Source organism: Bacillus thuringiensis (assembly GCF_001182785.1).
GTDB classification, from domain to species: Bacteria; Bacillota; Bacilli; order Bacillales; family Bacillaceae_G; genus Bacillus_A; species Bacillus_A thuringiensis_S.
In genome coordinates this window covers 2,469,674-2,482,609 of record NZ_CP012099.1, presented here as the reverse complement: position 1 = coordinate 2,482,609, position 12,936 = coordinate 2,469,674, and the positions used below count along the sequence as shown (strand labels likewise).

Below are 12,936 nucleotides of genomic sequence, written 5' to 3'. Positions count from 1 at the left end.
ATAGTTTCCTCATGTTAAAAAGATTTAAAAACCATAAGAAAACTAATCTCATTGCTTGAAAAGGAGGAAAAAACATGCAAATCGGATCAAATATTCATACATTATCTCAACCTACTAAAATAACTCCATCTACTCTTGAGCATAATACTATCTCTTCTACTAAACTTGAAAGTAAGAAAGTAAATGATCCTATCAAGTTTGATATTCGTTCATCTGAAAAAGAAATGAAACAGCCTGAGCATAAATTTAATGAATTAGATTTATGGAAGATGTTAAAGGATAAAGGTGTTCCTTTATGGATCATCCTTGAAATGCTACAAAAGGCTCGTAAAGAAAAAGAAGCCCAAAATAATTCAGTTCAAAATTCAAATGCGATTGAGGAAACAAATGAGACTCGATTAAATGAAGTAATGTAAAGCATAATAATTGATTTGTCTATAAACTAAAAAGAGTTCGAGATTGATAAACTTTCTATCAACCTCGAACTCTTTTTTAAGATTTTTCTCCGATCGTTACAAACTGAACTGATACTTTCTCTTTAAAACCTTCAATTAACTTTCTTACTTTTACTTTTTCATTAATCAATGTATTATCTGTCGACATTTTAGGTTTTTCATCACCTAACGACTTTTTCAGATGTAGAAGTTGCATACTCGTTTCATTCGCTTTTATTTCTTTATACACACTATTTTTCGCCACAATGATATACCATAGTGCTCCATAGTCACGTTTATTGCCAAGCCAAGCATCGCTATCATATGCAACTGGTATCTCTTTTCCTTCTATTTTAATACTTTTAATATTCTTTTCTTCTTCATTTATAAATAGTAGTGAGCTTTCTTTTGGAAAATTCGGTAACGTATCTACCAGTTTGGAAAGGGCTACTTGGTCACGTTTACGAAAAATCTTTGCTTTAATCATCGCTTGTGCAGTAGATTCATTTAATATTAGTACCTTTCCTTTTTCAAATTCCCCTGTTTTCACTGGAAAAATTTCATGTTCTTTCGTATTTTCCTTATAACGATTCATAATTGCTCCAGTATGATTCTCATCTCCAATGATTAATACACCGTTAGCTGGAAATAATTCTTCACTTTTAGCACATGCACTTAAACTAATTAAAATTAATATACATAATATGAAAATTGATAATGTTTTTTTCATTACAATTCCTTTCATAACTCATATTGTTTTTTTACATGCTTTTCTGCAATGTTACTTGCTGATGTTCTCTACTGTTCCATAGTTTTATAAAGCTTTTGTAGGTAACGCCAACGGGTTATAAAGAAATATAAAACTTGTATACATATAAATGAAATTAAAATAACGATAGAGCTATTTATGATAGAAAAATCGACTAATTGCTGTAATGCTGTATAAGCAACTACAGTATGAATCACTGCAACGACAATTGGTAAAAAGAACATTAATAATAACTGCCTCGTTACAACTTTTTTCAACTCACCTTTACTTAATCCCATTTTCGAAATCATTTTATATTGCTGTTGGTCGCGATCCAAATCTGTATATAATCGAAAATAAATAAAACTAGCGGCGAATGTAAAGAAGACGATTCCAACTAAAATACTTACCATAAGTAATAAACCATTCTTTTGCTTTGCTTCCAACAAGTTTAATGTTAAAGCTTCAAAGTAGAAATCTCTGTCCCTAAGATCTTTATCGAATATACTCTTTAATTGATTTGAAATCTCTTTCGTTTTTATCCAATCATCTACAACAAATCCGTAAGTACGATATGGAATTTCTTTATTAACTGGGTCACTAGTAAGAGGTATTCCATCATATACCTGATCTTGAACAGCGATATAAATAGTTCTAGAATCATGTGGTAAAACTAAATTTTCTACAGCTTTTTTCACATGAAATGTCTTTGTCCAGTCACCTTGAATGACTTCTATATTCTTTTTATACTCGCCATTTTTAAATTCTTGTTTTTGTGATACGACTCCAGGAATTAATAAAATTTCATCTTCTTTTTCAATTGTTTCTTGTTGATAGCCTAGTGCTTTAGCAAGATCGTTGTATTCACTTAACTTCATTACATTTACGCCATTTTCTGTGTATATATATGAAGATGAAGCCATTCGATACGGAATATTAGCATCAGAAAGGTGTTTTTTTATAATAGAAAGATTTTTATTCAATACTTTGTCATTTTCAAAACTTCCATACAAAAATGTATACGGATTTGTCATCCTTACCAAATCCCTATTTCCAATTGCGGCTGTTGTACCAATTGCTGTAAATGCAACTGCTGAAACAATAGATACTATAAAAAACATCGTTGTATTATCTTTCATACGGTAAATTAATTCAGAAAATGTTAATATATTTGTTCTCTTTAAAAAGAAAGATTCTCTCCTTTTAGCAAGGTGCAATATATAAACGCTACACTGAGTATATAAAAAGTACGTTCCTATAATTACTAGAAGCACACCTATTCCAAGCGTAATAAAATTGGTACTTGGTATGAAGCGAAATACTGAAAAATATCCATACCCTATACTAATTAAAGAAAGTATCGATAATAAAACTGAAGATTTCGGTTCAGGTTTTGGCTTTTCCTCTGCTCGAATAAGTTCCACAAGTTCCGTTACTTTTATCATTTTAAATGTAAATAATGAAACAATTAAAAACAAGAAAAGAAATGTAATAACTGTTAATAATACAGCCCGAACTGGTATATAAAAAGGTAAACCATTATTAATCATTAATACACTTGCACTTATTAATAAGACTAGTTTAGAAAATATGAGTCCAATGAAAATCCCTATACAAATTGAACCAAGTCCAATCAACATATTTTCAATTAATAATAATTTCTTAAGCTGTCTCATTGACATACCTTGCATCATTAAAATACCAAATTCTTTTTTACGCGTCTTTAAAAACGAACTAACTGAATATAGAATGAAGAAAAATGAAAATACAAAAATCAATCCTTGCGAAACTGAAAATCCCAATGTACCAAATGCACTTATTGTTGCACTTGTCGATTTCAACTCACCTTGTAAATCAGGATGAAATAATAAAAGAGCATACGTAAAGAAAATCATAATAGAAAATGCACTACTTAAAAAATGAGCTACATAGGTACGTTTATTACGAAAGATATTATTAAATGCGAACTGACGAAAAGTCATGCCTTTTCCCTCCTAACAAAGAAAGGACATCCATAATTTTTTGATAAAATGCTTGCCTGCTTTCACCACAATAAATTTCATTATATAGTTGACCATCTTTAATGAAAATTACTCTGCTGCAAAAGCTCGCTGCATACGGATCATGTGTAACTAACATCATCGTTGCTTTTTCTTCTTTATTTAGAGTATCAAGCATCTCCATTACATCATTTGAAGATTTAGAGTCCAAGTTCCCTGTTGGTTCATCTGCAAGTAATAATTGCGGCTTATGAACGATCGCACGAGCGATTGCTGTTCTTTGAGCTTGCCCCCCTGATATTTCAAACGTTCTTTTACTCAATATATCAGTAATGTTTAACTTCTCTGCAATCTCTTCCACTCGTTTATTCATTTCTTGGACGGAAACACCATCTAAAGTCATCGGCAATACGATGTTTTCTTTTACAGTAAGTGTGCTAAGAAGATTAAATGATTGAAATACAAATCCTAATTGTTTTCTACGGAATAATGCTAATTCTTCTGATGATAATTGAAAAGGATTTGTGCCATTAATAAATATTTCTCCTGATGATGGAGAATCAATAGTAGATACCATATTTAATAACGTTGTTTTCCCACTACCTGACGGGCCCATAATTCCTACAAATTCACCTTCTTGAATTGATAAATCAATATCTACTAATGCTTTATAAGGTACTTTCCCTTTATATACTTTACTAATACTTTTTGCCTGTAAAATTTCCATTTATATTCTCCCTTCATTTCCACCGCTCACTATAGAGTGTAAATGAATTGTCTTATAGCTCATATTGATTCATCTTTCATTTATCTTACACGCTTGTAAGATTTCTAAAAAAACTGATAACAAACCTATTTTCAATCTATAACAAAGCATATCTATCTTATAATATTTGCATATTGGTTTGAATTACAATGCTATTTTCTAATCTTTATTTTATTAATAAGAAAAGACCGATTTTTTTATCGGTCTTTTTACTTTCAAATATTATATTTTAACTGTTGTATGTAGTTGAAGCATATTTGAGTTACCCATTAAATACTATTTCACTTTATAATAGCCTCTGCAAAAAAATGAGTGCTTCGGTTTCATTGCAATCAAAAACGAATTGTAAATATCTGAGGCGGAAATGAATGCGTTTATCCAACATATAAATAATAAAATTGATTTAATATTTCCTGATACAAAGAACGACATCATGGCAGGAACTACTGATAATACAATAATAGGCAAGCTCATAAAGACCCAAAATCTCGTTTTGGATAAGACTGCATTTGTATTTAACCAAAAAAATCTTTTACTAAACGTTAAGCTAATATCCCCTTGTTTACTTATTACTAAAATGTGTAGACATTCGTGAATGATGAAGACTAAGGTACCTATTATGATAAGATAAAATATATTAATATGAGTGAAACCTGTTTCAAAAAAATAAGGTATTATAAAAATGATTATCTGAAGTAAATATACAAACTTCATATAATGTTTTCGGTACCAATTATTCTGTATAAAAGGAGTCCATTCTGAAAAATCCATACTTATTTGTGGCAAGTGACGAAACCAAATTATAATACGTGTTCCCCTCCCTCATTTAAACTAATTCCTGGCTTAAAGATTTAATCTACTAGCACTCAACCGTAAGTTTTATATGTAACTCTTTAATAGACTTACCAGCAATTTTTGTTGACTAAGACTAAATGCTTCTTTATACCGCCCACTGTTCTGTTCTTTTCCCTTCCATTTTTCAAGTAATTCATCTGTAGAATGATTTGAGTAAGAAATTTGTATTATCATTGATACATAAATTCGACAAAATCTTCCAATTACCTTTTCATAAATGATTTTCAACTGGATATCCCCTGTACAGCTTGATTTCCCTATTTTGTTGAAAAGCAATTCCTTCAAGAAGTCATTACAATTGTACCTTTCATATGTTAGCAGGTATAAAGTGAAACTTTAATCAGTGGGGGTTTTACTGCCCGGTAATGCGGGATAAAATAAATATAAAAAAGCTTAGAATTTTAGCTCTAAGCTTTTTTATGATTTCGTTTTAATTCCTTTTACAGAGAAATATTTTTTATCCATTCAGATTTACTCAATACATAATGATTATATATTTGATTTTCTATCTTCTGTTCACTCAAATAAGTAAACCTGCATTTTTTAATAACTTTATTTGATGGTACATTGTTAATTAAAGCAATTGCGTTGAGGACGTTTAAATTTGTTTCTTTAAACAAATAGTCAATTAAGCCTTTAGTCGCTTTTGTAGCATAGCCATGATTTTGATGTTCATTTGAGATAGCATACATTATCTCTCTGTTTGGTGAAGGGAGTTCTTCTTTCATTCCTGTGCAACACCATCCAATGCATTCATTTGTAGCTTCCTTAAATATTCCTAGCTTTAACATATGATTATCTATGTTATTCGTAGTTTTCACTGCCTCAAGAAATGCTTTGTTTGCTGGTATTTCATAATTTGCAATCCAATCCATCCTTTGTTCTTTCGTTGATTTCCAGTCTGGTAAAAACTTTCCTATTTCCGATTGATTTGCTATTTTATAAATACTCTCTGCATCTTTGACCATAAACTCTTGCAAGTATATTTCTCCACAATCTATTCTAAATAACTTAGTCAAACTCTCTTCTCCCATGCTAATCCCCCTTACGTACGCTATAGCGCCTTTATCTGCTTCGTAAGTTCTATAAATCGTTCATCAAGTTCTTTATATTCCTTGTCGTTAGAAGTTAAAAAGCTTAATTTCCCTAATACTTCTTGTCTCTCTGTTTCTAACGTTAAACGTAGCTCTTCAATATTATCTCTTGTTTTAGTAGGCTCTTCTAGCTGCTTTTGTATCGTATTGTTTGAAAACACGAGTTTTGTGTTAGTAGTTTTCTCTAGAAAATATCGATCGTGAGAAACAATTACTAATGTTCCGTTATACTCAGCTAATGTATTTTCAAGTTGTTCACGTGAAGGTAGATCTAGGTGATTCGTCGGTTCGTCTAAAATGAGTACATCTTTTTCATCTAAAATATAAGCCATTAGCTTACATTTTACTCTTTCTCCCATACTCATATGCTCAATCGGCTCTTTCCATTGAGAATCTTGGAACCCTAAATGTTTCATTAAATTTTGGACTTTTCCTCTTTCTTCAAACGTCTCTTTAAAAAATAAATTTTCTGGTGTTTTATCAAGCGGTAAATCAAAAACTTCTTGTGTTAAATAGCCGATGTTTGCAGATGGTGAAATCCATATTTCTCCTTCAGCAGTTTCCGTTCCCATAATCATCTTCAGTAGTGTTGTTTTCCCACTACCGTTTGGTCCAACAATCGCAACTTTCTCACCGTGCTGAATTGTAAAATTAACGTTTTCAAATAATACTTTCCCATAAAAGTCTTTTTTTAATTGCTTTACTTCTAAAAAGCGTTTTCCTACTTTTTTGTTCGCTTGAATAGAAAACTCAACTGAATACTCTTCTTTCACACGTTCTACTTTCGTTTTCTCCAGCTCTTTTTCGAGTCGTTTTCGTTTTGACTTCACTTGCGCATCCATTCGCTTCGCTTTTACACGATAGAATTCTTTCACACCTTCTTGTTTTGTAGACTGCGCGTGTGCCTTTTGTGACCATGAACTCAATTCTTTTATATGTGTTTCTACTTGTTCTATCTTTTTTTGCTGCTTTTCATATTCACGCTGCTGCGACTTCCTTCTTTGCTCACGTGCTTTCATGTAGCTCGTATAATTACCACTATGTTCAATTATTTTTTTGTCCTCAATTGACCATATTTTGGTTGCGACAACATCTAAAAAATATCTGTCATGCGATACAACGATAACAGTACCTTTCATCTTTTTTATTTGTTTAATGAGAAATCCCGTACTGATCTCATCTAAATGATTTGTCGGTTCGTCTAATATTAAAACATTAGGATTTTCGGCAAATCCTTTTGCTAATCGAATTTTCAGCTTTTCACCACCACTTAAAGTATGAAAATCGTTCGTTGGCACGCCCCATTTCGCAAGAAGTTCTGCTTCTTGCGAAATCACATCATTACTAATAAAAGATTCTATTTCTTGCTCAACATATGCGGTTGTCATATTCATTTGTTGCCATTCAACAATCCCTTTTGAAGGTTCAATCTTTCCATTTATTAATTGAAGTAACGTTGATTTACCAGCACCATTTTTACCAATTAATCCGATAACATCCCCTTGTTTCACTGCTACATTCATTTTTTCTAACAAAGTATTTTCCTTTATTTCAACATAAACATCATTTAATTTTAAAATTCCTTTCATATTACCGATCCCTTTCATTAAAGGAGAACAAAAAAATCCTCCCAAAGTAATTTTGGCAGGATTAGTCATTACATTATTTATACCCAAATAAGCTATTACGCAAATCAAATAGCAATACCGTTGTTTGGAATTGGGCAGACTAATCCTAATTTTTATAAATTGAAATTTATTTCATTTCAACATTTAAAAATAAGATTAGTTAATCATCGTCCACCCATCATTCCTTTCCGTCATTAGTAACCATATTGTACCATAATAGTACTGTATGAGTAAATGCAATTATTTGTGCTGCTAAAAAGATTGCTTTCTTTTAAAGTCTATTTATTATTTCTTCACTTCATATCGAACAAGCATCAAACACATTTGTTGTACTATTTGCTTTAGCTTTCCCTAGCAATAAAATTGTAAGCATCCCCTCTTATATAATTTTTATATACATTCATCATAAATCATATATTATACATACTAAATTTCAGTTCTTATAATAAAGGTATCATTTTTAAGGGGGGTTCTACAATGGGATTTAGTAAACTAGGAAACAGTGGATTAACAGTAAGCAAGATTGCATACGGGAACTGGATAAACCATGGTGGAAAAGTGGATGAGATTACTGCAAATGATTGTGTGAAAACCGCTCTAGATGTCGGAATTACAACGTTTGATACTGCTGATGTTTATTCAGATACGATAGCCGAAGAAGTACTTGGCCAATCTTTGAAAGATATACGCCGAGAAAGTATAGAACTATGTACAAAAGTATGCCATCCGACCGGCCCTGGAAAAAATGATCGTGGATTATCAAGAAAACATATTATAGAAAATTGTAATGCATCGTTAAAAAGATTACAGACAGACTATATCGATGTCTATTATGCACATAGATTTGATAAAACAACTCCTCTTGAGGAAACGATGTTAGCTTTCTCAGATCTTGTAAGACAAGGTAAAGTCCTTTATTTAGGCGTAAGTGAGTGGACATCAGAACAAATTACCCGTGGTGCAGCACTTGCTAAGGAATTAAACATTCCACTTATCGCTAGCCAACCTCAATATTCAATGTTATGGCGAGTTATTGAAACTGATGTAATTCCAACATGTCAACGTGAGGGACTTGGCCAAATCGTATGGTCCCCACTCGCACAAGGCATTCTCACTGGAAAATATCAACCTGGTAAACCATTACCGAATCAATCGCGTGCTAACTCTGATGCTGGAAAACCGTTTTTTGACAAACTCGTGCAACGTTGGATGAGTGATGATGTGCTTACTTCTATCCAGAAACTTAACCCCATCGCACAAGAAATTAACCTTACCCTATCTCAACTCGCAATTGCTTGGGTGTTACAAAATCCAGCTGTTTCTTCTGCAATTATTGGTGCTTCAAATCCGGAACAAGTAAGAGAAAACGTAATTGCTTCTAGTATTACATTGCAACCTGAAATTATGGATCAGATTGATCGTGTATTAAAAGGTTTCGCTGAGTATGATTCTAGCAAAACAGGTTGAACCATGAGTGAGTTTTACCTATAAATAAACACCCCTTACCAACTTCCCACAGCCCATCCTATCAAGATGGGCTTTTATCTGTTAAGTTCACATTGTGAAGTCGTATAAACTTCTCTAACAGCTGTTAAAAAGTTCTCTAACACGACAGACTTTTCATCCTTCCTCCATCCAGCATATAAATTTATTTTTGGTGTATTTTCTTGAATATCTTTATACATGACTCCTGATTTTTTATAGCTTTCCACCGATGATGGAACGACTGAAATCCCTATTCCGGCTGCAACTAAGTTTACAATTGTTTGCATTTGAACTGCCTCTTGAACAATATTTAAACTTACTTTATGTTCCCAAAAGTAACTAATAATTAAATCATAAAAATTTGTACCGAAATGACGAGGAAATAAAATAAATGGTTCATCCACTAATGATTTGATTGAAATATTAGGTAACGAAACGAAAGGGTGATTTTCATACAAAACCAGCTTTAAACACTCTTCAGAACAAACTTCAGAAGATAATATTTCATTATTTTGCTCCGAACGAATAAATCCAATATGAATTTGTTTTTCGTAAAGCGCTTTTATTTGCTGGTCTGTTGTCATCTCACGTAATATGAGCTGAATTTTTGGAAACCGTTCTCGAAATATGTTTAATATGTCTATAACTGTTTCTGTAGAATCGACAAAACCAATGATTAAATGCCCGATTTTCCCTTCATCTGCAAGCTGTGTTTCTTTAATAGTTCTATCTACTTGAAGTAATGTTTGCCTAGCACCTTCTAAAAAGATTTTCCCCGCCTCGGTAAGTTCAACCATTCTTTTTGTCCGGTGAAAAAGTTGAACTCCTAATTCTTCTTCCAATTTTCGAATTTCTTGACTTAAAGGAGGTTGTGCCATCATAAGACGCTCTGCTGCACGACTAAAGTTTAATTCTTCTGCCACTGTTATGAAATATCTCATTTTACGAATATCCATTTCAATCCTCCTATCATTCGCAACTTCTATAAGATTCTATTTTTATTATTAAAAATGGTTCATGTAAGTAGTCTTACATTTATTCTTATCGGGTTCGTTTTGTCTCTCTTATCTATATAACATTTCATTCTCCGATGTTATCAAGGGTACAAAACAAGGCTAAAAAACTTATCTCCAAAGTTCTTTAGCCTTGTTTACTTTTTTACACATTAAAAAAATATTATTCGTACTACCGTACCTTTACCAACTTCTGAATGGATTTCCACACTATGTCCTAATTGTTTTGTAATTTCATATACAAGGTATAGCCCCATTCCTGTTGATTCTTTAAAATCTCTACCGTTTTCTCCTGTAAAGAAAGGTTTGAATACTCTTGGTAAATCTTGTTTTGGTATACCTACGCCATTATCAGCAATTTCAAGTATAACGGTATTACCTTCCTTACAAGCTTTCATTTTAATCTTTTCTCTACTACCTGATGAATACTTAATCGCATTCGATAGTATTTGTCCGATTAAAAATTGTAACCATTTCACATCACTTTCTACAGTAATGTCCTTATCAATTTCAAGCTCTGGATATACAAAATTTCGTATAAAGAATCGTTTATGTTCATGTACCGAATCATTCACTATTTTATGTAGTTGTACCCTTTCTACATAAAAGTCTTGTGTAAACGCTTCTAAACGTGCGACATACAGAGCCATTTCTAATCCCTTTTTTAATCGATCAGTTTCCTCATTTATACTTTCAAAACGTGAATCTACTTCATCCTGTGTAATTAATTCTATTACAGATAAAGGTGTTTTCATTTGATGGATCCACTGATTCATAAAGGTTAAATGGTCATTATTTTTTCTCTCTTGCATTTGCAGCTGATTTTGATAATGTCTATATTGCACCTCAAGTAGTTCTTGAAGAGCAGCCGATACAGCTGCAAAATCAGATTTTTGAACAGATTCATCCAAAGATTGCATCGGGTTTGCTAGGCGCTCATAAAAAGAACGATGTGTAAAATAACGAAACACTAAATAACTTCCCATAAAGAAAACACCTAGAAACATTGCATATAACGCCGTTGTAATATGATTATGCCCATCAAACCAATATACGAGAAATATAGCTAGTAGTTGAATTATGGTAAAGCAAATAAGTGGTATATGATCACGTATAAACAACCTTATCATTTTTCTATACCATTATCCCAAGTAATATGAAATCTATATCCAACACTACGAATCGTTTCAATCGCACCTTCTATATGCAACGTTTGTAACTTTTTACGCACACGTGTTGTATTTACACTTAATGTATTATCATCAACATAAGATTCACTATCCCATAATTTATTAAGTAAGACTTCTCTACTCACAACACGCGGATAATTTTTCATTAATGTCTCTAAAAAAATAGCTTCGTTTCTCGTTATATCAATCTCGTCATTTCTAAGTTTCAATACAAGTCTTTCGGGATATAAACAAAGACCTTGTTGTTCAATCATTCGTTCTTCTAATTTCGGTGCATAATCTCCATATGCACGTCTTAAATGACTACGAATTTTCGCCACTACAACTTCATAATGAAAAGGTTTCGGAATAAAATCATCACCACCGTTTTCTAACGCCATCACTTGATCCATCGTGCCTTCACGGGCCGAAATGAATAATATCGGACATGTTGAAACTCCGCGAATTTGACGACACCAAAAGTACCCATCAAAACTCGGTAAATTAATATCTAATAAAACTAACTCTGGTTGTTCTTCTAAAAAAATGTTTAATACATTTTGAAAATCCGATACAATAACTCCTTGATAACCATATTTCGCAACATGTGTTGATAATAGTTCTGCAATTTTCATATCGTCTTCTACAATCATAATTTTGACCATTATTGAACTCCTTTTTAATCCACAATCTCAAATATACTTATATAAAATAAATACTACCTCTTTTCACAAAATCCGTAAATTAAAAAAAGGATGCTTTTATACAAAAGTATCCTTTTTCGTCCCTTATCTATTTAATATGAAATTTACTAAAAGTAAATCCTAGTTTCTCCACATAATCCATTCCTAGTTCCATACGCGCCGTTTTCAGCGGATCCACAACTTGGCAAACTTTTAAATTACCTGCTGCTGATAATAAAAGCGTTGCATCAGCTTTAGACATTTCTAATTCTTCATGTAAAAATGTCACCATATTACGTACAGCACGATTTGCTGCATCATCTAACAATTTCTCTGAAGCAATCGTCATCATTTTTTCTTTTTGAATAGCCATTGGTAATGGCCATTGTTTTCCTTTTATCGTTTGAACTGTTACAGTTACCTCACCAGCAACCTCTACACCACTAACACCAATTTCCCCATCACCCATTGCTGCGTGTAAATCACCTAACGCTAATAGTGCCCCTGGGACATTAACTGGTAGTAGTAATGTTGTTCCTTCTTTAATTTCTTTACAGTCCATATTCCCGCCATGATCATGCGGTGTGCCACATGAAATGCTCTCTTCTTTCGGCGCAGTACCAATTACCCCAATCATTGGATTAATCGGGATTTGTAGTTCACTTGAAAACACAACATGTTCATAATGTATTGGGACGATTTTTACTATATTTTCATTTAACTCATCACCCATTACACCAAGATTCGCACCTGTAGTTAAAACACCCTGCTCTGCAATATTAATTTTTTCAATCGTTACGACTAATATATCGCCTGGTTCTGCTCCTTTAATATATACAGGCCCAGTCGCTGGATTAATTCGGTTCCAATCTAATTCTTGAAACACGACATCTTCAGAATCAATTTGGTTTTCAAAACAGTCGTACGTTTCAAACACAAGCCTACTCCCATTCTCTACTTCCATACACGGCTTATTTTCTGGTGACATTGAGTAAATGATATTATCTTTATGAATTCGATACATAATACCTCTCCCTTTTATATTTATCTACTATTACTAA

Annotated in this window: 12 protein-coding genes; 2 read left to right on the top strand and 10 right to left on the bottom strand. The window is 32.4% G+C overall.

Annotated features, from left to right (window positions below; all coding sequences use genetic code 11):
* The first annotated feature begins 74 nt into the window (after nucleotides 1-74).
* Entirely contained in the window at nucleotides 75-416 is a 342-nt protein-coding gene (locus AC241_RS12760) for a DUF3914 domain-containing protein (protein ID WP_001165517.1), read from the top strand.
* A gap of 76 nt (nucleotides 417-492) precedes the next feature.
* On the opposite strand, the gene AC241_RS12755 is transcribed toward AC241_RS12760, so the two are convergent.
* From AC241_RS12755 to abc-f, 6 genes are all read right to left on the bottom strand, one after another.
* The gene (locus AC241_RS12755; RefSeq protein WP_050844838.1) at nucleotides 493-1,164 is read right to left on the bottom strand and encodes a lipoprotein BA_5634 family protein; all 672 of its coding nucleotides are present in this window, start codon (nucleotides 1,162-1,164) and stop codon (nucleotides 493-495) included.
* A 68-nt stretch (nucleotides 1,165-1,232) separates the two neighbouring features.
* On the bottom strand, nucleotides 1,233-3,164 hold the full coding sequence (locus AC241_RS12750; RefSeq protein WP_050843692.1) for an ABC transporter permease: 1,932 nt from the start codon (nucleotides 3,162-3,164) through the stop codon (nucleotides 1,233-1,235).
* On the bottom strand, nucleotides 3,139-3,909 hold the full coding sequence (locus AC241_RS12745; protein ID WP_016081509.1) for an ABC transporter ATP-binding protein: 771 nt from the start codon (nucleotides 3,907-3,909) through the stop codon (nucleotides 3,139-3,141). Before AC241_RS12745 ends, AC241_RS12750 begins: the two co-directional genes overlap by 26 nt.
* A 315-nt stretch (nucleotides 3,910-4,224) precedes the next feature.
* The gene (locus AC241_RS12740; protein ID WP_048564795.1) at nucleotides 4,225-4,719 is read right to left on the bottom strand and encodes a DUF3267 domain-containing protein; all 495 of its coding nucleotides are present in this window, start codon (nucleotides 4,717-4,719) and stop codon (nucleotides 4,225-4,227) included.
* Nucleotides 4,720-5,243: 524 nt separating this feature from the next.
* On the bottom strand, nucleotides 5,244-5,837 hold the full coding sequence (locus AC241_RS12730; protein ID WP_029442389.1) for a GNAT family N-acetyltransferase: 594 nt from the start codon (nucleotides 5,835-5,837) through the stop codon (nucleotides 5,244-5,246).
* A gap of 20 nt (nucleotides 5,838-5,857) precedes the next feature.
* On the bottom strand, nucleotides 5,858-7,486 hold the full coding sequence (abc-f, locus tag AC241_RS12725; protein WP_050844837.1) for a ribosomal protection-like ABC-F family protein: 1,629 nt from the start codon (nucleotides 7,484-7,486) through the stop codon (nucleotides 5,858-5,860).
* 516 nt (nucleotides 7,487-8,002) lie between these two features.
* On the opposite strand from abc-f, the gene AC241_RS12720 reads away from it, so the two are divergent.
* Nucleotides 8,003-8,992, top strand: a complete 990-nt coding sequence (locus AC241_RS12720; protein WP_050843691.1) for an aldo/keto reductase family protein — start codon at nucleotides 8,003-8,005, stop codon at nucleotides 8,990-8,992.
* 74 nt (nucleotides 8,993-9,066) lie between these two features.
* On the opposite strand, the gene AC241_RS12715 is transcribed toward AC241_RS12720, so the two are convergent.
* The 4 genes from AC241_RS12715 to AC241_RS12700 form a co-directional block, all read right to left on the bottom strand.
* A complete protein-coding gene (locus AC241_RS12715; RefSeq protein ID WP_029442386.1) occupies nucleotides 9,067-9,966 on the bottom strand; it encodes a LysR substrate-binding domain-containing protein in 900 nt (299 codons plus the stop codon).
* 209 nt (nucleotides 9,967-10,175) lie between these two features.
* Complete coding sequence (locus tag AC241_RS12710; RefSeq protein WP_016081515.1) at nucleotides 10,176-11,153, bottom strand: sensor histidine kinase; 978 nt, start codon at nucleotides 11,151-11,153, stop codon at nucleotides 10,176-10,178.
* Nucleotides 11,150-11,857, bottom strand: coding sequence for a response regulator transcription factor (locus AC241_RS12705; RefSeq protein WP_050843688.1), 708 nt, complete (start codon nucleotides 11,855-11,857; stop codon nucleotides 11,150-11,152). Before AC241_RS12705 ends, AC241_RS12710 begins: the two co-directional genes overlap by 4 nt.
* Before the next feature lie 127 nt (nucleotides 11,858-11,984).
* On the bottom strand, nucleotides 11,985-12,899 hold the full coding sequence (locus tag AC241_RS12700; RefSeq protein ID WP_029442385.1) for an acetamidase/formamidase family protein: 915 nt from the start codon (nucleotides 12,897-12,899) through the stop codon (nucleotides 11,985-11,987).
* Between the last annotated feature and the right edge of the window lie 37 nt (nucleotides 12,900-12,936).

Excerpts from the sequence above, each read along its gene's own strand:
- AC241_RS12745 (WP_016081509.1), bottom strand. The coding sequence starts at position 3,909 with ATGGAAATTTTACAGGCAAAAAGTATTAGTAAAGTATATAAAGGGAAA.
- AC241_RS12760 (WP_001165517.1), top strand. The coding sequence starts at position 75 with ATGCAAATCGGATCAAATATTCATACATTATCTCAACCTACTAAAATA.
- AC241_RS12730 (WP_029442389.1), bottom strand. The coding sequence starts at position 5,837 with ATGGGAGAAGAGAGTTTGACTAAGTTATTTAGAATAGATTGTGGAGAA.
- AC241_RS12750 (WP_050843692.1), bottom strand. The coding sequence starts at position 3,164 with ATGACTTTTCGTCAGTTCGCATTTAATAATATCTTTCGTAATAAACGT.
- AC241_RS12740 (WP_048564795.1), bottom strand. The coding sequence starts at position 4,719 with ATGGATTTTTCAGAATGGACTCCTTTTATACAGAATAATTGGTACCGA.
- AC241_RS12705 (WP_050843688.1), bottom strand. The coding sequence starts at position 11,857 with ATGGTCAAAATTATGATTGTAGAAGACGATATGAAAATTGCAGAACTA.
- AC241_RS12710 (WP_016081515.1), bottom strand. The coding sequence starts at position 11,153 with ATGATAAGGTTGTTTATACGTGATCATATACCACTTATTTGCTTTACC.
- AC241_RS12715 (WP_029442386.1), bottom strand. The coding sequence starts at position 9,966 with ATGGATATTCGTAAAATGAGATATTTCATAACAGTGGCAGAAGAATTA.
- AC241_RS12700 (WP_029442385.1), bottom strand. The coding sequence starts at position 12,899 with ATGTATCGAATTCATAAAGATAATATCATTTACTCAATGTCACCAGAA.
- AC241_RS12720 (WP_050843691.1), top strand. The coding sequence starts at position 8,003 with ATGGGATTTAGTAAACTAGGAAACAGTGGATTAACAGTAAGCAAGATT.
- abc-f (WP_050844837.1), bottom strand. The coding sequence starts at position 7,486 with ATGAAAGGAATTTTAAAATTAAATGATGTTTATGTTGAAATAAAGGAA.
- AC241_RS12755 (WP_050844838.1), bottom strand. The coding sequence starts at position 1,164 with ATGAAAAAAACATTATCAATTTTCATATTATGTATATTAATTTTAATT.